Origin of the sequence: Parageobacillus caldoxylosilyticus NBRC 107762, from assembly GCF_000632715.1 — a bacterium.
Taxonomy (GTDB): domain Bacteria; phylum Bacillota; class Bacilli; order Bacillales; family Anoxybacillaceae; genus Saccharococcus; species Saccharococcus caldoxylosilyticus.
Genome location: NZ_BAWO01000013.1, coordinates 95,408 through 115,667, shown reverse-complemented (window position 1 = coordinate 115,667; position 20,260 = coordinate 95,408). Strand labels below are relative to the sequence as shown.

Here is a 20,260-nt window from a genome sequence, read left to right as displayed (position 1 = left end):
TCTAGGGGCCATCATGGGCGGCCCCGTTCAATTACTGGTCTTCTTTTTCTTCTAAACGGCGGATTCGTTGCTCTAATTGTTGCAGTTCATCTTTCGTCACCAAATCGAATTTATCGATTACTTGTTTGATCTGTTCGCGCACGATGCGCTGCAATTCTGCTTTTCTTTCTTCTGTTTGCTGCTTCCACTGATCGATAATATCCTTCGATTCTTCGAGCGACAATTCCCCTTTTTTCACCAATTCGTCAATCAGCTTTTCTGCCTGTTCCTTGCTCGCTAACGCCAATCCAATTCCAAACGCCAGCCCTTTTTTGAGAATGCTCATAATGGCCGCGACCTCCTTTATGGTTTTGTTTCCATTATGATACCACTTTCACAATCTTGTGTCGAGCTCTTCCATTCGCAAGGAAAATACCCTTCAAGTTTCATTTTCCCATTTTCCTCATATTTCCTCCTATTGGCAGATAAAACAGGAAGTAATCCTAACAACTACTTACAGTAATTGATGCTGTTCGTTAAGATCACCGGCCCCAACTTCCCTGTTTTTGTGTTAGAAAGCCGTACTTGTATTTGAACGTCTTCCAATCCTGCTGTTATACTGTCAAGACGCCCAGCCCATGTTGGATCATCCGTTTCTGGAGTCGGATAAAGCGGGAAACGCCAGCTAATGACATTTGGGATGAATGCAAAACCCTCGAAGCGATCGTAATCTCCAAAAGAGGAAGGCTTAGGCAAGTGAAGAGCATGAATGCTAATACTGGTGCGTGGGGAGCCTGTGATCAATTTTACTTTATACACGAGAGCCACCCCCATCGCGTTTGGATAGCTGCTGTCTACTGGCTTTAATACTAAGCTGCAAGGAACGGATATAGATGAAGCGGCCTTCGTTTGCACAGGAATGAAAACGGCAGATCCAAATAAGAGTAAAGCCAACACCAATTGTTTCATGAACTTCCCTCCTAGCACATATCATTTTTGTTAGTTTTCCTTTTCGACTGTCTTTTTATGAAACAGCTTTGTCTTCTTTCGAAAGCGCATAGCGGACGAAAGGAAGTGGAATAGTATCATTGGACATTCAATGGAAGGAGGCCAGCCGAAATGACAAAGGAAGAACTCCGTTACGGCGAGGATTATAAATTTATCCCTGCCACTTCGGTCACCAGCGGTGCGAGCGTGGAAGTACGGCCGGATTTATATTGCCATACGATTCAAATCGTCAACATTTGCCTTGTCGGCGATCCTGACAAAAAAGAGTTTGTCCTGGTGGATGCCGGAATGCCAAAATCAGCGGGCGATATCATCGCTGTCACCGAAAAGCGTTTTGGTACCGACAGCCGTCCGCAGGCGATCATCTTAACGCACGGCCATTTTGACCATGTCGGGGCGGTTATAGAGCTTGTGAAATATTGGAACGTTCCTGTTTATGCTCATGAAGCAGAGATTCCTTATTTAACAGGAAAAGCGCGCTATCCGGAGCCAGACCCGTCGGTGGAAGGCGGAATGGTGGCGAAAATGTCAGCGTTTTTCCCAAATGAACCAATCGATTTAGGCAGTCATGTTCAGCCGCCTCCTAGCGACGGCACGGTGCCGCACTTGCCTGATTTCCGTTGGATTCATACGCCTGGGCATACTCCTGGACATGTATCGCTGTTTCGCGACAGAGACCGCTCGCTAATTGCCGGGGATGCGTTTGTCACCGTCCGCCAAGATTCTTTATATAAAGTGTTCACGCAAGAAACGGAAATTAGCGGGCCGCCGCGCTACTATACGACCGACTGGAACGCCGCCCGCGAATCAGTAAGAAAGCTGGCGGCATTGCAGCCAGAAGAGGCTATTACCGGACATGGAGTGCCAGTATCAGGTGACAAACTGCGGAAAGGATTAGAAAAGCTAGCGCGTGAGTTTGACCGCATCGCCGTGCCGGATTACGGAAAATATGTTCATTGACAAATTCGCCTTCCGCAAATAGTCGGGAGGCGTCATATTTACTGGCAATACGTGTAATTAAATAGCACATATGCCGCAACAAGCAATCGTTCCCATTCTTCATCGCCTTCGTTCACCCGAAACGTATAACGCCAGCGCAACAACCGCGAACGTTTCCCTGTGAAAAAAACCAATAATACTAATACAAAGATAATTTTCTTGTCATGTCATCCACTGTATGCGTATAATAAAGTTGAACAGCAATAAGATAAAAACAGGACATTGGCGGCAACCAATGTCCCATCGATACACAGCTTACTGCAAGAAGTGCAGTGGCCCGGAAAGCGGATAGTAACCTACCCTCACTTAGGCCGAGCAGGGTGGGTTACTTTTTGTTTTTGGATACAGCGATGACGGTGACAATGAGCGATGCAAAGGCAATCATTAATGTCAGCGCATCGGCAATGGTCATCATCAGCGGCACCTCCCTTCTTTAAGGGAGTAGCCACTGCCCACCCTGCATGTAGCTGTGCATGTTTATTATATCATAAATTGCCAGAATATAAGAACATATATTCGCAAAATAGGAAAAAGGTGATGTTTCCGTCTGTTAAATGGATAGTAGCATGTATCTGCGCTTCCCACTCTTTTCCTTCTTTAAGCTAATTCATTCTCCTCACTATCACTTTTCGTTTTCGATAATCGACCGTAACGTTTTTTCATTTAATCCGTTTTGGCAAAACTGAAATGAAGTTCCCGTCATTCTCTTCGCTCTATCGACAATTTGCCCTAAATGGTAGCTCGTATGTTCGACCAAATGAAAGAGGCTATGCATATCGATGTCACTGTAATTGTTCTCGTTGATCATATTCGTAATCTGATGTTTCCATTTATCAAAAGTTTCCTGAACGATGGTGGACAGCATATCCGGTGTGAAATCTAACTGAGGAAAATATTCTTCAATTCCTGCATCAAACTTGATGTTACGCTGCAAATAGCTGAGCGTATTCCTTTTCACGTGTTCACAAATATGCAGAACGATACCGCCAACAGAGTTCAAACCTGGCGCATTACATTCCCACAATTGTTCCGTATTGAATGCCTGAATCGAACGAAGCAATTTAGGCAGATAATGGTCATACATTCGATGCAGAGCGATTTTAACAAATAGCTTCATTTCTTCCATTTCTAATCCTCCAATGCTAATTGAAAACAAAGTACCTTGTTTTCATATTAGACGGTTTTTTGTCATCGTGATGAATTCGATCCTATTATCGTTTTGTTCATAAAAGTGGCTTTGCTTTAAAAAATGAATGCGTTCCATCTTGTTTCCTCCGAATTACAACCATTTTGCCATATAATATTCATCAACATATTTTCCGTTTATCAAAAGAGAATGACGCTTGATTCCTTCCCGTTCAAATCCCATTTTGCGATACAGCGATACCGCGCGTTGATTGTCAACGACTACCGTCAGTTCCAACCGGTGAATGCCTTTCGTGCGAGCCCAACGCTCCAATTCGGCAAACAGCATCGTACCGATTCCTTTTCCTCTGTATGAAGCCAGCACACCAATGACGATATATGCCGTATGTTTATTTCGTCTCGCACGCCCTCCCCTTGCGACTAAATACCCAACCAGTTTTCCTTCCGCCTCTGCCACCAGTATCGTGGAGTTTTCCTCATTCTGCATTGCTTCGATTTGGCTTCGCTGCTGTTTTGGGGTGAGAGTTCGTTCTCCTGCTTCAAACAATAAAAAGTCTGATTCTTTTTCTACTTGCAAGATAAGATGTGCCAATTCTTCCGCATCGTCTACCGTCGCATGCCTTATTTTCATGCATTTTCTCCCCCCTCTAAATATTCCCGCGCTAAATCGCGGCTGCGATACCGCCCCATCGCCGTTTTTACCTTTTTAAACCCTGCTTGTTGGTAAAACGGCTCGTTTCCTGTCGTCGCAATCAAATGAACGCAAGAAATATGCTGCAGCTGATCAAGCAAATCTTCCACAATTGCTTTTCCGATGCCACGCCCTTGAAAATCACGATGAACGACCACATCGTAAATCGCCGCATTAAACACGCCATCGGAAAGAGCGCGGCCGAATCCGATAATGCGGCCGTCACAAAAGGCAAGTGCAATGACATTGCTTGCTTCAAATACCTGCCGGATGACTTCTTCCGTATGTTTCGTCCAGCCGACGGATTCATATACCTCTTTCATCTGTTGCCAATTTGCCTTGGATAGATCATGACTGATTTCGATCACTTATCTTCTTCCCTTCACTCTTTGAAAAAGTTATCAAGAACGGATGGTTTCTTTGCTTTTTCTAAATTTTTGTTTTTTCATCTAACTGTTAATGTTATTTTTTCGACCTTAACAACATTGCCTCCTTCTATAAACTTTCCACTGTATCCCGTATTTTTTCTGAATAAACAAAATACTATCATGACAATAAACAAAAGTATGTTATGATATAAACAGAAATAAACAAACATAAACAAACAATTTTTAGAAAAACAAACCGGAAAGGAGTTCATGATGTTAGCAGCAGAAAGACAACAAAAAATTGTAGAAATTGTAAACGAACGATTAAGCGTTCGTGTATCCGAGCTAAGCAAGCTATTTTCAGTAACAGAGGAAACCATTCGTCGTGATTTGGAAAAATTGGAAAGAGAAAATAAATTAAAACGAAGCCATGGAGGGGCTATTAGCATTCGCGATGAAAGCGAAATCGATTTTTCCGAACGGGAAATTACTAATGTAGCAGAAAAGAAGGCGATTGCTCAAGAGGCTGTCAAACAAATTTCTAGCGGTGACCGTATTATTTTGGACGCCAGCACGACAGCTTGGTATCTTGCCAAATCGCTTCCTGATATGCCTTTAACTGTTGTAACAAATTCTATCAAAGTAGCTATTGAATTAAGCAAAAAAGAAAAAATTCAAGTCATTTCTACAGGAGGAATGCTGCTGCCAAGATCGCTTTCCTATGTTGGTCCATTAGCAGAACGATCCCTTGAAACTTATCATGTTGATAAAGCCTTTCTTTCCTGTAAAGGGATCCATTTGGAGAACGGATTAAGTGAATCTAACGAATGGCAAGCTTTATTGAAAAAAAGAATGATGGATATTGCCGATCAAACGATTCTAATGGTGGACTCCAGCAAATTTGGTATTCGTACATTTGTGCACATGGCATCCTTAAGCGATATCGATCACATTATTACGGACAACAAAATTGATATCCATTGTAGAAAGGAACTAGAAGATAGGAACGTCCCTTTCACTATAGTGGAAACTCTTCGTTCAGCATACTAATGATGTCAAGCAATACAAACTTCCCTGCATCATTATGTTTACGTAAAAATAAGTGCGCGTTCCATAAATCGAATGGAACGTGCACTGTTTTCTTTGGTTTACACTAACCACTAAAACACCGCAGATGATCAAACTTTCAGTATTAAGGGGATTTTCTTGCGGGAGAAATCGAATATTAGCACCTTTATTCTCCTACATATCAGTGTCACCTGACTGTCATTTGGATATTCACAATATCATTTTAACCTCTAATTTTTGATGGCTGCTTGTCTTAGATCAAGAGCATTTAACTTTTCCACAATCTCATCTAATTGATGAATCGATAGCGGTACTTTCGGCATACTTGCTAATTGTCTTAACGTATATGTCTTCGTTTGACCGAATGTCGGTTGAGCTGTAATTCCTGGAGCGTATGTTTCCAATAGTTGTACCGCTTCCTCATATGCCAACAAATCAATCAATCTTGTATCTGCAGAGAAAGTAACTCTAAGCCCATGCTTATTTGGATATACAAAATGGTAGACACCTGATCCAACTGTTAGCTGTACACCTTTTGTTGTTTCTATAGCAGAATAAATACCTGTGACGGATTCTATAGAACTTCTACTTTCTTTTACCTCTTTCAGCTTTGCGTCCGGAAGAAGTACTTCTGCCGTTGTATTGGCAGGAATCTGAACCTTCACTTCTACTTCATCATCGCTCAAATGCCATAACGATTCAATTAGACCATACATCGAATGGTAAGATGCTTTTGCATACGTCAATTCGGGACCGCTGATTCTTGGCTGAATACGAATGCGCTTAAAGGCAGGTTCTGTTTCATCCATATCTAATCCAGCCACTACACGATACATCCAATCTCCTATAGACCCATAGGCATAATGATTGAAGGAGTTCATATCGTCGCTCCAAAATGAACCGTCTGGTTTAATGCTATCCCAATGCTCCCAAATTGTCGTTGCACCTTTCTTCACACTATAAAGCCATGACGGATATGTGTCCTGTAATAACAGTTTCATTGCCGTTTCGTGGTAACCATTGTTTGAAAGAACAAAGCATAAATAAGGCGTACCTACAAATCCTGTTGTTAAATGATAATCGTTTTCTATAATCATTTCATTTAATTCATGGGCAATTCGCTTTTTCGTTTCTCCTTCCACTAAATCAAACATAAGGGCCAGCACATGAGCTGTCTGCGTCGGGGATGCTAATCGCCCAGACGGCGTAACAAATTCTTCACGAAACTGCGCAATAATTCGATGTAATAGTTCACTATATATTCTTACATCTTCCGCTTTTTCTAGTACAACCGCCGCATCGCGAACAAGGCGTGTCGAATAAGCGTAAAACGCGGTGGCAATGAGATCTTTAGGAGTTGCACCAATATAGCTGTTTTCTTTTGCGTCTAATGCCAACCAATCTCCAAAATGAAACCCTGTATTCCACAGATACTCATTGTTTCCTTGGTTTCGTATATACTCCACCCATGCTTTCATGCTATCATACTGCTCCGATAACAAACGCTTATCCCCATAAACAAGATAGACGGTCCATGGACAAATCACCGCTGCATCTCCCCATGCAGCTGAGGAAGCTTCACCGATCGAATTAGTCAGCACATCAGGGATTACAAATGGAACGCCGCCATCAGACAATTGGTCCGCTCTTAAATCGCGAAGCCACTTCGTAAAAAATGGAGCTCCTTGATAGTTAAACAATGCTGTACGAATGAACACTTGTGCATCGCCTGTCCAGCCTAGACGTTCATCACGCTGCGGGCAATCGGTCGGCACATCGACAAAGTTACCTCGTTGCCCCCATCGAATATTTTGTTGGAGCTGATTAACTAATGGATTCGAGCATTCAAAATATCCTGTCGGTTCCATGTCCGAATGAATGACTTCGCCAATAAAGCAGTTGAGTGGCAGACCGTTTTCTTGATTCGGATATCCTTCCACTTTCACATAACGAAATCCTTGAAAAGTGAAATGAGGCGCATAAACTTCCGTACCTTCCCCTTTTGCAATATATGTTACCGTCTGCTTCGCTTTGCGCAAGTTTCCCGTGTAAAAGTTTCCTTCTTTGTCAAGCACTTCAGCATGCTGAAGGGTGATACGCGTGCCAGCAGGGGCATGGACTGTCATTCGGATCCGTCCCACCATATTTTGTCCCATATCCAACACCGTTTCTCCCGACGGTGTCACGAAAGAAGAGATTGGGCGGAGCGTTTCGGTTACGAGAGTAGGCCAATTTTCCTGCGCCACTAAATGAATCAGTGGTAAATCACAAACAACAACGCCTTTCCAGTCCGCATCATTGAAATGCGCACTACTCCATCCTTGTTTTTCTAAACGAGCGTCATACACTTCGCCATGATAAATTTCCGAATACAAAATTGGCCCTATCGAGGCTTTCCAAGTTGTATCCGTTACAATTAATTCTTCCGTCCCATCTTCATATTGAACATGAAGTTGAACCAAGGCTGCACGACGATCCCCATAAATGTGACGCTTTCCTTCCCATCCTAATGTTCCTTTGTACCAGCCATCCGCGAGCATAATACCGATAGCATTTGATCCTTCTTGAAGCTGATATGTAACATCATACGTTTGATATTGAAGACGCTTTTTATAACTAGTCCAACCCGGGGTTAGAAGATCTTCCCCCACACGTTCTCCATTCAAATACAATTCATATAGACCAACCCCGGTTACATAAACGCGTGCCGCGGAAATTCCTGTTTTCAGTTCAAAACTTTTCCGAAGGAGAAAAACGGGTTCAGATAAAGGATCTATCTCGTTTGGATCAGGAGTAATCCACTGTGCCTTCCATTCGCTGGTATCAAGAAGCGCCGTTTCCCACCAAGCAGTTTCGCTCCAATCCGACTCACGACCAAAATTGTCCCAAATTTTCACTCGGTAATAATATCTTGTTCGAGAAGTTAGTTCTGGTCCATCATATTCGATATGAATGGATTGGTCTGACTCTATATATCCCGTATCCCACACTAGGTTTTCAAAATCATTTTCCACTATAGAAACTTGAAGACGGTAAGCTCGTTGCATCGTTCCCCGACGATCCGATTCAATGCGCCAGCTGATTCGAGGTTTTCTTACATCTATTCCGAGTGGATTGGTTTTATATTCACACCTCAAATCCTTTACTTTTAAAGCATTCATTCTCTTCTACTCCTCTCTTTGATTTTTTCAACAGACGTTTATTAAAATCATTTTTTTGACCACAATAGAGGTACAAATCATTCCTTATGCAACGACTACTTAATTGAACCAGCTGTCATTCCAGCAATAATCTTTTTACTGAAGAAAATAAATAATATTAGCGGCGGAAGGGAGATGAGTAATATATTTGTAAAAAGAAGATTCCAATCCGTTTTATACATGCTCATAAAATTGTAAAGAGTAAGCTGCAATGTCACATTTTCCGCTCCAGGGTAAAAATACAATGGGTTAACGAAATCATTGTAAATTCCTACTGCCGATAAAATGACTATAGTTGATGTAACCGGCTTTAGAAGTGGGAAAATAATATGGAAAAACAAGCGAAAACTCCCACAACCGTCTATAAGTGCTGCTTCGTCAATTTCACGTGGAATCGTGGCCATAAAACTTTTGTAAAGCAAAGCAGCAAAAGGAAATCCAAGTGCTACCTCCACAAGCACAATACCTGGCAATGTTTTAAACAACCCAAGAGAATTAAGAACCCATATCGTTGGTACCACAGCAGGAGGAATAATTAATCCTGTAATAACTAGAAAGTTAAAAAATGAGCTAAGCTTGTTTATTTTTCTTTGTAAAACAAACCCAGCCATGGAACTTACAAGAACTAAAATAATAATAGAAAATACAGTAAGCAGTGTACTGTTGATAAATGCACGCACCACCATACCATCATTAGCAGTTAATACCGTCCTTACGTTTTCTAGCAAATGAAAACTACTAGGCCAACTCATATTTAATAAGGAAGATTCTTGTGTATTCTTTACTGCATTAATAATGACGAAGTAAAAAGGAATGCCAAAAACAACAATAGTTAATAGGACTGCAATGACTTCAATAATTAACTGTTTTACCTTTTTTCCGTTCCAAACTGCTCTTTTTGTCTCTTCTGCTAGTTGACTCATTTCTTTTTTCATCGGCATCATACATCCACCTCTTTTCTGTTTAAGTATACATATAATGGAAGTGCTAAAGCAGATACTACTATAAATAAAATCACGTTTCCGGCGGTTGAGAGCCCATAAAAACCAGCTTGATATTGTTTGTAAATAATCGAAGCAATAAGATCCGTACTAAATCCCGGTCCTCCTTTTGTCATCGCCCATATCAAGTCGAAAGAACGCAATCCTCCGATAAATGAAAGGATAATGACTGAATTCATAGCTGGACGGCTAAGCGGGAGGATAATATACCAAAATTTATGAAATGCATTGCCTCCGTCCATCATCAGTGCTTCATAATATTCTTCCGGAATCGACATAATCCCAGCAATAAAAATCACGGTCGCTATTCCTACGCCTTTCCATACATCGACAAGCGCAACCGATAAAAGAGCGATGCGCGTATCCCCAAGCCAATCTGGTCCGACCATTCCGAGTACCTGGAGAGTTTTATTAATCAATCCCTGAGTTGGATGCATCATCACAGTAAATGCAATCCCGACAGCAATCGTACTCAACAACGTTGGAAAGAAAACCATCGAACGAATAAACGATTTCGTTTTTAATCTTGAACAAAGAAACACACCGAGAAGAAAGCCGAATATCACTTTCAGACCAGATGTCACCACAGCGTAGATAATCGTATTTTTAAAACCGATATTCAATGATGGCTCCGTGAAAAAAGTGATAAAATTTTCTAATCCAATAAACTTCCAATCTGTCAACGTCCACCACGTCATACTAAAAAAGAACGACATAATAGTTGGAAATAAGAAAAACACAAAATAAATAATTCCGGCAGGTAACAGAAAATAATACGTATAAAATCGATTGATTGACTTCGTCATCTGCTTATCCACCTCATTTCCATGTAGAAGATCGGCCCTGCTATAGAAACATAAACAGGGCCTCTCATCATTTAAAATCTTTTATTATTACCATCCTGGGAGACCAAGTTGTTTTGCTTGCTTTTCAACATCTCGATCATATAACTTGGCTCCTTCCTTCGCTGATTTAATACCGCTCCCTACTTCTGTCGTGATTTGCGGCAAGCTTGGACCTTTGACAGGGCTAAGGAATTCTAAAGCCGGAGCCGTTTTTCCCGATTCAAAATAAGGAAGCATTTCCTTTACTGCTGGGTAAACATCATCTGGAAGTTTAGCTCCTTTTATTGCTAAAGGTCCCTCTGGTTTCACTTTAGAAAGATATGCATTCATTCCCTCTGGAGAGATATAAAATTCTACAAATTTTTTTGCTTCCTCAACATGATCGCTATTTTTGTTAATATAGATAGCTGCAGGCATCCATACAGTAAAACCGTTAATATCCGGGCTGTCGCTAGGCTGTGGAAATACACCGATGTCATTAATCTTATCTGGATAATTTTTTGCAATTGCTGTCAGTGCAAACGTAAGCATTGGATAATGAACACCCTTGCCTTCAGCCAGCATTTTTAAACCAGCATCATAATTTGTAGCTAGAAAATCCTTATTCAAATACCCCTTTTTATACACTTCTTCTAATTTTTTGAAACTGCGAAGTGCTTCTGGGGTATCAGAAAATTTCGCCTTATTAGCAGTGTAGTCTTCTGCAAATGTAGGGGTCTTTGCAAGGACATTATAGTTATCTGCTAATACAATCAATTGTGTTGTCCAATCATCCTTATAAGTTCCAATTACCGGTGTTTTACCTGCTGCCTTTATTTTCTCATTATTCTTCATTAACTCTGACCAAGTTTTTGGAATGGAAAGTCCAAGTTCTTTATAAACTTTCTTATTATATAACCATCCACCAACTATAACAGGCCCTGCAGGAATACCATATACCTTTCCATTTACGGTAACCGTCTTCTTAAAAGAATCCATCACGTTTTTCATAAAAGGCTCATTTGTTAGATCTACAAAGTTTTGTTCTGGATTTAACGCTTGTACGAGAGCTCCTGAATTGTAGTAAACAAGATCGGTCATATCTCCCGTGGCCAAACGGGTTTTGACAACGTTATCTCCTTCTGCTCCCCCTGGACGAGTTTCAAATTCTATTTTAATGTCGTATTTTTTCTCAAATGCATCTGCAACCGCTTTGATTCCATCCAATGTTGTTTGATTGTCAATTAAAAGTGTAAGGGTTTTTTGTTCTTTTGCTGCATTATTCGACGTGTCTTTACCGCTATCGCTGCACCCCGTCAATATCCCCATCATAAGTACCGTACTACACAATAGTGATGAAAATATTTTTGTTTTCTTCCTCATTTTTAATCCCCCTTTTTAAACGCTTTCATTTTTTATATTGTTTCTTCTTGTTTCTTCTCTGAGCCCAGATTTACTTAAGATCATTGTAAACGATTGCTAAGGAACTTGATAAGTGTGTTCTTTTTGTTTTTTGTCCGTTTTTTTTGGATAGCAGTAATAATAAAATGATCTTTAGATCAGAAATATTACAGCGCATACAAACCTAACCAAACAAAAAAAGGCTTTTAAGCCTTTTCCAAAAAACTTTTTAAAAAATTTCTTTATATTGTCCTGGTTTCATCCCAACATATTTTTTAAACACCTCAGAAAAATGTTTATAGCTATGATAGCCGACCATCTCGCTAACATCCGTTACCTTATATCCTTCCCGAAGCAATTCCTTCGCCTGCTCCATACGAATTTCAGTCAAATATTTAATATACGACTGCCCCATTTCTTCTTTAAACAGCAAACTAAAATAGGCAGGATTCATCCCTACATGTTCGGCGACTTCCTGCAGGGTCAAGTCCCTATTATAATTGTCTTTTATATAGATGCACGCTTTTTCTACAGCACTATGCTTCGTTTTTTGGCGGAACGCCATTACCCAATCCATAATCATTTCCATTTGCGAACGCAGCCATTGGAACATTTCTTCCCTTGTATTCATTTGACGTATCTCCACATGAGGCAAATAATCTTTCCCCCATATCTCATCTATGTTTGCTCCTGTTTCCTTTGCTGCTTCGATTGCAAAATAAACAAATTTCAATACTTCCCTCTCCACAATATTTGGATGGAGCCCTTTCGATTTTAATTGTTTTATATAACCATCCAGCTGACGAAGTAGCCCTTCTTTATCTCCAGTCCGTATATAAAACATAACTGCTTCCTCTTGCTCTGGTAGATCCGTAGAAAATGGAGAATCGCCACTTATATCTTCAAAATGAATCCAACCTTTTTCCTCCATAAACCGCCCATATTTCAACGCCTGTAAAGCCTCTTTATAGCTTTTCGGGGCATCAGTTATATGTGAATATGTTCGGCCGCATCCTACTGTTATTCCTACCTGCTCTGCCCAAAAACATAATTGTTTCCATAAAACATCCGATTGAACATCAAAATGAAAAACGACAAACAGCTGCTCGGATCCATTTCGCACATAAACAATACGGTAAGAAGGGTCATTGCTTATAAAATAGCGATATTCCGATAACGCAATAACCGTTATCCCAACAACACGGTCTGCATCATCTCCAAAGCATTCCCGCCACTTTGCTTCTGCCTCATTCCCCAGCAATAGCAAGTCTAATGTGGCTTTTTCTAGTAACTCGCGTTGGCTATTCTCCCATTTTGATTTCAGCATAGAAAGTTCCTTTTTTTGCTCGATCTTCTCAATAATTTTAGGAATGGTATCCTTCATCATAGATACGGTAATTGGCTTTTCTAGATAGTCCGCCACCCCTAATTTAATGGCTTTCTTTACGTACTCATATTCATTAAAACCACTGAATACAATACATATCGTTTCAGGCGATTCTGACAAGATCTTTTCCACAAGTTGCAACCCATCTATACCAGGCATCCGGATATCTGTAAAGACAATATCAGGACGGTATGTTTTCCATAACGATAAAGCACTAAGTCCATCCGCAGCAGTTCCTACTAATTCAATTCCATATTGTGACCAGTCAATCATCGTTTGGAGACCATGGAGTACAATATATTCATCATCAAATACGGCAGCCTTTATCACGGATTTCCCTCCTTTGTCTCCATAGGGAATCGAATTTCTACTCTCGTTCCTCGATTTACTTCGCTTGAAATGGTAAATCTACTGTCTGCCCCATAATATAGCGCTAAACGTTCACGAACATTTCGTAAACCGTATCCCTTCTCGATCGCTTCCAAATCTTCCATTCCTACCCCATCATCTTCGATTGTAAAAATAATAAATCCACTCTCTATTTTTCCAGTCAATCGAACAGTTCCTTTCCCCACTTTCGGTTCTAAACCATGATAAATAGCATTCTCCACAAGCGGCTGAAGTAATAGTTTCAATATTTCTTTATCCATTAGGGCACGATCTACTTTTTGAATATACTGAAAGCGATTGTTATGCCGCATATTTTGAATCGTCATGTAGTGTTGAATATGTTCCAGCTCTTTCGCTACAGGAATAAATTCTTTCCCATTATTCAGGCTTAACTTAAAACTCTCTGACAGAGATATTGCCATTTTAGCGATATCATGATTATTTTGTAATACGGCCATCCAGTAAATCGAATCTAATGTATTATATAGAAAATGGGGTTTAATTTGCGCTTGGAGCGCCCGTAGTTCTGCCTCCCGCTCCTTTAATTGCAAACGGATCAACTGTTCGTTAAGCTTTTGATTCTCTTTTGTCATTCGCTTAAATGTCTCTTCAATGACAACAATTTCATTCTCTTCAGTAGCGTCATGAACATCCCATATCCCTTTTGCTAATTCTACGGTTATTTTTTTTAATTGTCTAAGCGGTCTTGTAATAGACCCAGAAAAAACAAAGGAAAGAAATAAAGAAATAAGAGCCATGAAAGAAGCGATGAAGGCCGTCACCATTCCTATTTGGTTTGGCTGTTGGAGCAACTCTTTTTCTTTAATTACATGGATAAACATCCATCCTGTTGTTTGATTTGTATAGCTGCTAAGAAAATAGCCTCTATCCCTTAGCTTTTGAAACGCAGATAAAATACTATTTCCTAAATTACTTTCTATATGAAAAGAAGAAGTAGAATCATATACAACACTTACTCCTTTTCTAGAAGGATTAAGGACAATAAATCCTCGGTTCTCCTTTTCATTAAACACTTTTAAAAATATGGATTTTTTAATGTTTACCACTAATAATCCTGTAATCTGTGGATGAAATAATTGTTCAGGATCCCTTAATAGCTTGACCGAAGAAAATGTGTTGCTTGTCCGTGTATCTGTTAAAACATTGTAATCAAAAAATACTGGCTTTCCTTTTGCTTCTACACTTCTTTTATACCAGTCCGTCTGCGCAATCTCCGCAAAGTTATCATTGCTTCCATAGTGGCCCATACTTTTAGAATTTCCGTAACATACAGAACGGTAATGTGGATCAAATAAACAAACCGAATCAATATCTTGAGTATCAATAAGATAATTAGAAAGCAAATTTTGGATACGCCTAACTGTACCCATATTAATGATTTTCTGTTTGCTATCTTTATGGGAAGCACTTCTTTTTAATTCTCGTTGAATGTCCTTATTCCACGAAATGACTCTCTCCATATTGATAATATTGCGTAACAGCAAATCAGCTACCTCATTGGCTGTCTCCAGATGGTTTTCTGTCACTCGCAACTGGTTTTGCACTAGTGTATCTTTTGCAATATTATAGGAAAAGAACCCTAACAGAAAAAGAGGCGGAAGCGAAAGACTGATCATCGCAATAAAATATTTGTCGCGAACATTCTGAAAACGAAACAGTCTCATAATTCTCCTAAACCATTGTTTTTTCATTACAATCCTACCCTAGCAAAGCTTATTTGACCTACATTATAATAATCAATCTATCTTAACAAAATATGTTACAATTAATATCTACTTATCATTTAGCCCCAACAACGAGAGAAACCCAGTATAAATACTGGGTCATTCATGTGCATACCACTTTTCAAATCAATCCAGAAATTACCGTTTTCGTAATACCTCTTGCTCATACTTTTTCACTTCTTCTAACCATGTCTCTCTTACAGGCACGCCCATATAATCACAATAAGCGTCCCATACTGCCCCAAACGGATATGTTTTAAACTCCTCGATGAGTGCGAGTCTTTCTGTAAAGTTTCCGCTTTCCTGCAACTGCTTCAGGTAATCGTTTGGCATTAGCATCGCATATAACAATGCTTTAATCATATTGCGCGTTCCGATAACCCAAGCTGCAATCCGGTTGATGCTTGCATCGAAAAAGTCCAAGCCAATCATCACACGCTCCAACGCCTGATTGCGAACAATCTCTAGTGCAATTTCTCTTAGTTCCTCATCAAAAATAACAACATGGTCACTATCCCATCGAACCGGTCTCGATACATGCAATGCGAGTTTATCAAAGTAAAGCAGTAGAGCAGAAATTTTATTAGAAATTGTTTCCGTTGGATGAAAATGTCCTGTATCCAGTAAGTATACCTTTTTATTCGTTAGCGCATAACCTAAATAAAATTCATGAGAGCCGACAACATATGACTCCGAACCAATTCCAAATAATTTACTTTCGACTGCATCAATATTATAAGTTTCATCTATCTCTTCGGCAAAAATTTGGTCTAATGAATCTTTTAATCGCTGTCTTGGTGTTAACCGATCACTTGGAATATCCTTATATCCATCTGGAATCCATATGTTTGTTAAACAAGGAGTGCCGAGTTGTTTACCAAAATACTCCCCAATTTTGCGACTCGCAATACAATGACGAATCCAAAATTGCCTGATTTCTTCATTCGGATGGGATAATGTAAGGCCATCTGCCGCTTTTTCATGAGAAAAAAGCGTTGGATTAAAATCTAATCCTAACCCATGTTCCTTGGCCCAATTCACCCAATTCCCAAAATATTCCGGTTCTAATTCGTCTCTTTCTACTACTTTTCCTTTTGTTTCTGCGTACATCGCATGCAAATTCACACGATGCTTACCTGGAATAAGTGATAGTGCTTTTTCTAAATCTTGTCTTAATTCTTCCGGTGTTCGTGCTTTACCTGGGTAGTTACCAGTAACATCAATTCCGCCAGATAATTCCGCCTTTTTCACCTCAAAACCTGATACATCATCCCCTTGCCAACAATGAATCGAAATAGATACACTTTTTAATTGATGAAATACTTCATCAACATTAATTCCCCATTTTTCATAATCTTGTTTCGCTCTGTCAAAGTTTTCTTTTCTCATACTCTGCCCCTCTCCTTTTTCGATACAAATCGCCGTAATGGAAAAGAACGTTTGATGATCGTCCTTGCTTGATCCAGCGTTTGAATGTCACCAAGAGCCATAAGCTGTACAACAATATTTCCGATCGCTGTCGCTTCCACTGGTCCAGCGTACACCTCTTTACCAGTCACATCTGCAATCATTTGATTCAATAATTCATTTTGACAGCCGCCGCCAATAACATTAATTTGACTAAACTTTTTCCCAACGATCTCTTCAATCTCTTGGATTGCCTTTTGATAACTGACGACTAAACTATCAAAGATACATTTTGCCACTTGCCCTGGTGTTCTTGGTACAGGCTGATTCATCTCTTGACAATATTTTTGGATTTCTTCCACCATATTATCTGGCTTCAAAAATCTTCCGTCATCTACATGAATAATAGAGGTAAATTCTTTCTCTTCTCGAGCCATTTCTACTAATTGTGCAAAGGAATACCGATCCCTGTAATTCCTTTTCACTTCTTGGATCATCCAAAGCCCCATTATGTTTTTTAAAAATCGAAAACGATAATCGATGCCACCTTCATTGGTAAAATTGCATTTCAGTGCATCAGCTGTACAAATCGGGTCATGATTTTCCACACCAATTAATGACCATGTACCTGAGCTGATATAAATTGTATTTTCTGATTCCGGAACAGCAATAACGGCAGAAGCAGTGTCATGAGTCGCTGGTAAAATCACCTTCATATCAAAGCCAAATTCCTTGACCAATTCCTTTCTCAAATTTCCTAACAATGTTTTTGGCGGATGAATGGGTTGAAACATCTCTTCATTGATTCCAAGCTGCCGCAATATCCGTTTGTCCCATGTCCGTGTAAACGCATTTACTAATTGAGTGGTGGTTGCATTCGTGTATTCATTGACTTTTTTCCCTGTCAATAAGTAATGGAAATAGTCAGGAATCATTAAAAAGGTTCTGGCCTGCCGTAAAAGTTCAGGGTTGGTTTGCTGGATGGCATACAACTGATAAATTGTATTAAATTTTTGAAACTGAATTCCTGTGTCAAAATATAACTGTTCTTTTCCAATAATTTGAAACGCTTTCTCCATCATGCCATCGGTGCGTGGATCACGATAGGCTACCGCTTCGGTCAACAGTTGGTCTTCTTCATCCAACAGAACAAAATCCACTGCCCACGTATCCACACCAATACTTTCCGGCTTTATCCCTATTTCCTGGCATGCGTGTATTCCTTTTTTGATCTCTTGAAATAAGTGTTCAAGATCCCAACAAAAATGAGATCCTTTTTGGATAATATGGTTGTCGAAACGATAAATCTCATTAATCTTTAACTTTCCCTCTTCTAACCTTCCTGCAATCACTCTCCCACTGGACGCACCAATATCTACAGCTAAACAATGCTTGCTCACTTCAATCCCCCTCATCAGAAAGCGCTTACCTACTAACACATATGTTCATCGCGCTGGAGATTTTTTTATTACTTTATCTCCAAACGCGATGATATGGATTATCTAGTAAATGCTGCCGGCACACCGCCGTCTACAGTCAGCATGCATCCGGTTGTTTTCTCAGACTTGGAAGAAGCAAAAAAGGCAATGGCTTCAGCAATGTCTTTTGGATAAACATTCACTAATAATGTGGTCCGTTTCCGGTAATATTCCTCTAGTTGATCTGGTTCGATTCCATATGCTTTCGCCCGCTCCTCGCGCCAAGCTGAATTCCAAATTGCAGATCCTTGCAACACTGCATCAGGAAGCACAGAATTTACACGAATACCGTATTGTCCACCTTCTACTGCAATGCATCTTGCTAAATGCACTTCCAATGCCTTTGCAGCGCTGTATGCTGACGCATTTTTGCCCGCATATACCGAGTTTTTGGAGCCGACAAATACCATACTTCCGCCGATTCCTTGTTTTTTCATTTGTTTAAACGCTTCTCGTGCAACAAGGAAATATCCTGTAGCGAGCACATCCATATTCAAGTTCCATTCTTGTAATGTCGTTTCCTCCAATGGACTGGAAGTCGCAAGCCCCGCGTTATTGACAACGATGTCCACTCCACCGTAAGTCAACACTGTTTGCTCAAAAGCGGCTTTCACTTCCTCTTCTTTTGTCACATTCATTTGAACGGCAATAGCCCGTCCCTCTCCATATTTCTCATTAATTTCCGCAGCTACCTTTTCTGCTCCTTCGATGTTCAGGTCAGCTACTACAATATGTGCTCCTTCTGACGCAAAACGACGACAAGTTTCGCTGCCAATACCGCCAGCTCCCCCCGTGACAAAAGCAACTTTCCGCGAAAATTCTGCTTCAGGCGGCGCAAGGGTCAATTTGTAAAGCTCCAACGGCCAGTATTCAACATTAAAAGACTCTTTTTCATCTAAGGAAACGAAGTTCCCTAGCGATGTTGCCCCTTTCATTACCGCAATAGCCCGATGGTATAGCGCGCCACTAACGTTCGCCATTGCTAAACTTTTACCTGTATTAACCATACCAATACCAGGAATGAGTATTACACGCGGCGCCGGTTCAAACATTTGGTCTCCTTCTTTTCTATTCCGTTCGAAATAAGCCTTATATTCTTCTTTAAATCTTTCAATTCCCTCTTTCACTTTTTCTATTAATTGATGAACATCGTTTGTTTGCGGGTCCCAATCAACATATAAAGGAACACGCTTCGTATGTACCAAATGATCGGGACAAGCCGCACCGATTTGTGAAAGCACAGGAGCTTCATAACTATTCACAAACTGCAGAACATCATCTGAATCATCATATGACAAAATCATCCGCTTTTGATCACTAACTGCTCCGCGGATAATTGGCATCACTTGCGCCAAAATTTTCTTTCTTTCCTCTGCTGAAAGCGCCTTATACTTTTGTCCGCCAAACACAGAAGTTTCATCAATTTGTTCTCGTATATATTGTTCCGCTTCGTTAATGATCGAAATGGTTTTTTCATAACACTCTTTTGCTGTTTCTCCCCAAGTAACTAATCCATGTTTTTCCATCAGCACCAATTCGGCATTTGGATTATTTTTGACTCTTTCTGCGATCATTTTTGATAATGTGAAACCTGGGCGTACATATGGAACCCAAACAAACCGATCCCCATATATCTTTTCAGCAATCTGCTTCCCGTTATCGGCACAGCAAATGCTAATAATGGCATCTGGATGAGTGTGGTCGACATGCTTAAACGGCAAAAAAGCATGCAGCAATGTCTCAATAGACGGACGGGGATGTTTCGGGTTAATCATACAATGCGATAAATATTCGACCATTTCTTCATCAGTCATTTGCTCACGTTCGATTAATGGACGAATATCTTCCAGTCTCAATCCTGTAAAATGCTGCTTCTTCATTGTTGCTAAATCAGAGCCGCTACCCTTTACCCACATCACCTCGATATCGCGGCCTCGGAAATCTTTTTCAATGGTTTTCATCGATGTGTTCCCGCCGCCCCAGTTACAAACAGAGCGATCTGCTCCAATCAAGTTAGAGCGATATACTAGTTCGTCCAGCCCTGTGCGGAGCTGTGATGCCTTTTTCTGATCCCATAAACTTTTAACCATACACCTCGCCACCTTTTTATATTTTTTTGATTAATATTATAGTTTATTTTTATTTATTTTTGAATATATTTATTTATT

Annotated in this window: 17 protein-coding genes; 2 read left to right on the top strand and 15 right to left on the bottom strand. The window is 40.2% G+C overall.

The genetic code is table 11. The features are described 5' to 3' along the window. Positions 1–31: 31 nt before the first annotated feature. Positions 32–325, bottom strand: a complete 294-nt coding sequence (locus tag GCA01S_RS05820; protein WP_017434110.1) for a phasin family protein — start codon at positions 323–325, stop codon at positions 32–34. Positions 326–489: 164 nt separating this feature from the next. Further along, a complete protein-coding gene (locus GCA01S_RS05815) occupies positions 490–948 on the bottom strand; it encodes a hypothetical protein (protein ID WP_042407994.1) in 459 nt (152 codons plus the stop codon). 150 nt (positions 949–1,098) lie between these two features. On the opposite strand from GCA01S_RS05815, the gene GCA01S_RS05810 reads away from it, so the two are divergent. Continuing rightward, entirely contained in the window at positions 1,099–1,947 is an 849-nt protein-coding gene (locus GCA01S_RS05810) for an MBL fold metallo-hydrolase (RefSeq protein WP_042407993.1), read from the top strand. A gap of 364 nt (positions 1,948–2,311) precedes the next feature. Here the strand turns inward: GCA01S_RS05810 and GCA01S_RS20840 are convergent, their stop codons facing one another. The 4 genes from GCA01S_RS20840 to GCA01S_RS05795 all read right to left on the bottom strand — a co-directional run bounded on the left by GCA01S_RS20840 (position 2,312) and on the right by GCA01S_RS05795 (position 4,146). Beyond that, on the bottom strand, positions 2,312–2,401 hold the full coding sequence (locus tag GCA01S_RS20840) for a putative holin-like toxin (RefSeq protein ID WP_017434114.1): 90 nt from the start codon (positions 2,399–2,401) through the stop codon (positions 2,312–2,314). Between the two features lie 207 nt (positions 2,402–2,608). Further along, entirely contained in the window at positions 2,609–3,103 is a 495-nt protein-coding gene (locus tag GCA01S_RS05805) for a hypothetical protein (RefSeq protein WP_042408056.1), read from the bottom strand. A gap of 162 nt (positions 3,104–3,265) precedes the next feature. Next, complete coding sequence (locus GCA01S_RS05800; RefSeq protein WP_042407990.1) at positions 3,266–3,763, bottom strand: GNAT family N-acetyltransferase; 498 nt, start codon at positions 3,761–3,763, stop codon at positions 3,266–3,268. Next, positions 3,760–4,146 carry a GNAT family N-acetyltransferase gene (locus GCA01S_RS05795; protein ID WP_042408052.1) on the bottom strand — a complete coding sequence of 129 codons (387 nt, stop codon included), beginning with the start codon at positions 4,144–4,146 and terminating at the stop codon, positions 3,760–3,762. The genes GCA01S_RS05800 and GCA01S_RS05795 overlap by 4 nt, the downstream gene beginning before the upstream one ends. Before the next feature lie 318 nt (positions 4,147–4,464). Between GCA01S_RS05795 and GCA01S_RS05790 the strand changes: the two genes are divergently transcribed. Then, positions 4,465–5,241 carry a DeoR/GlpR family DNA-binding transcription regulator gene (locus tag GCA01S_RS05790; RefSeq protein ID WP_017434119.1) on the top strand — a complete coding sequence of 259 codons (777 nt, stop codon included), beginning with the start codon at positions 4,465–4,467 and terminating at the stop codon, positions 5,239–5,241. 248 nt (positions 5,242–5,489) lie between these two features. On the opposite strand, the gene GCA01S_RS05785 is transcribed toward GCA01S_RS05790, so the two are convergent. The 9 genes from GCA01S_RS05785 to GCA01S_RS05745 all read right to left on the bottom strand — a co-directional run bounded on the left by GCA01S_RS05785 (position 5,490) and on the right by GCA01S_RS05745 (position 20,182). Continuing rightward, the gene (locus tag GCA01S_RS05785; RefSeq protein ID WP_042407988.1) at positions 5,490–8,420 is read right to left on the bottom strand and encodes a glycoside hydrolase family 78 protein; all 2,931 of its coding nucleotides are present in this window, start codon (positions 8,418–8,420) and stop codon (positions 5,490–5,492) included. A gap of 95 nt (positions 8,421–8,515) precedes the next feature. Further along, a complete protein-coding gene (locus tag GCA01S_RS05780) occupies positions 8,516–9,394 on the bottom strand; it encodes a carbohydrate ABC transporter permease (protein WP_375781801.1) in 879 nt (292 codons plus the stop codon). A 5-nt stretch (positions 9,395–9,399) separates the two neighbouring features. Beyond that, a complete protein-coding gene (locus tag GCA01S_RS05775) occupies positions 9,400–10,266 on the bottom strand; it encodes a carbohydrate ABC transporter permease (RefSeq protein WP_042407987.1) in 867 nt (288 codons plus the stop codon). Between the two features lie 87 nt (positions 10,267–10,353). Next, positions 10,354–11,667, bottom strand: coding sequence for an ABC transporter substrate-binding protein (locus GCA01S_RS05770; protein ID WP_042407984.1), 1,314 nt, complete (start codon positions 11,665–11,667; stop codon positions 10,354–10,356). A gap of 247 nt (positions 11,668–11,914) precedes the next feature. Then, a complete protein-coding gene (locus GCA01S_RS05765; RefSeq protein WP_042407982.1) occupies positions 11,915–13,402 on the bottom strand; it encodes a response regulator in 1,488 nt (495 codons plus the stop codon). Continuing rightward, positions 13,399–15,174, bottom strand: a complete 1,776-nt coding sequence (locus GCA01S_RS05760; RefSeq protein ID WP_042407979.1) for a cache domain-containing sensor histidine kinase — start codon at positions 15,172–15,174, stop codon at positions 13,399–13,401. Before GCA01S_RS05760 ends, GCA01S_RS05765 begins: the two co-directional genes overlap by 4 nt. Positions 15,175–15,345: 171 nt before the next feature. Beyond that, on the bottom strand, positions 15,346–16,596 hold the full coding sequence (gene rhaA, locus GCA01S_RS05755) for an L-rhamnose isomerase (RefSeq protein WP_017434126.1): 1,251 nt from the start codon (positions 16,594–16,596) through the stop codon (positions 15,346–15,348). After that, complete coding sequence (gene rhaB, locus GCA01S_RS05750) at positions 16,593–18,014, bottom strand: rhamnulokinase (protein ID WP_017434127.1); 1,422 nt, start codon at positions 18,012–18,014, stop codon at positions 16,593–16,595. Before rhaB ends, rhaA begins: the two co-directional genes overlap by 4 nt. Positions 18,015–18,112: 98 nt before the next feature. Further along, positions 18,113–20,182 (bottom strand): bifunctional rhamnulose-1-phosphate aldolase/short-chain dehydrogenase, encoded by a 2,070-nt coding sequence (locus tag GCA01S_RS05745; protein ID WP_042407977.1) that lies wholly within the window; start codon positions 20,180–20,182, stop codon positions 18,113–18,115. Positions 20,183–20,260: the final 78 nt, after the last annotated feature.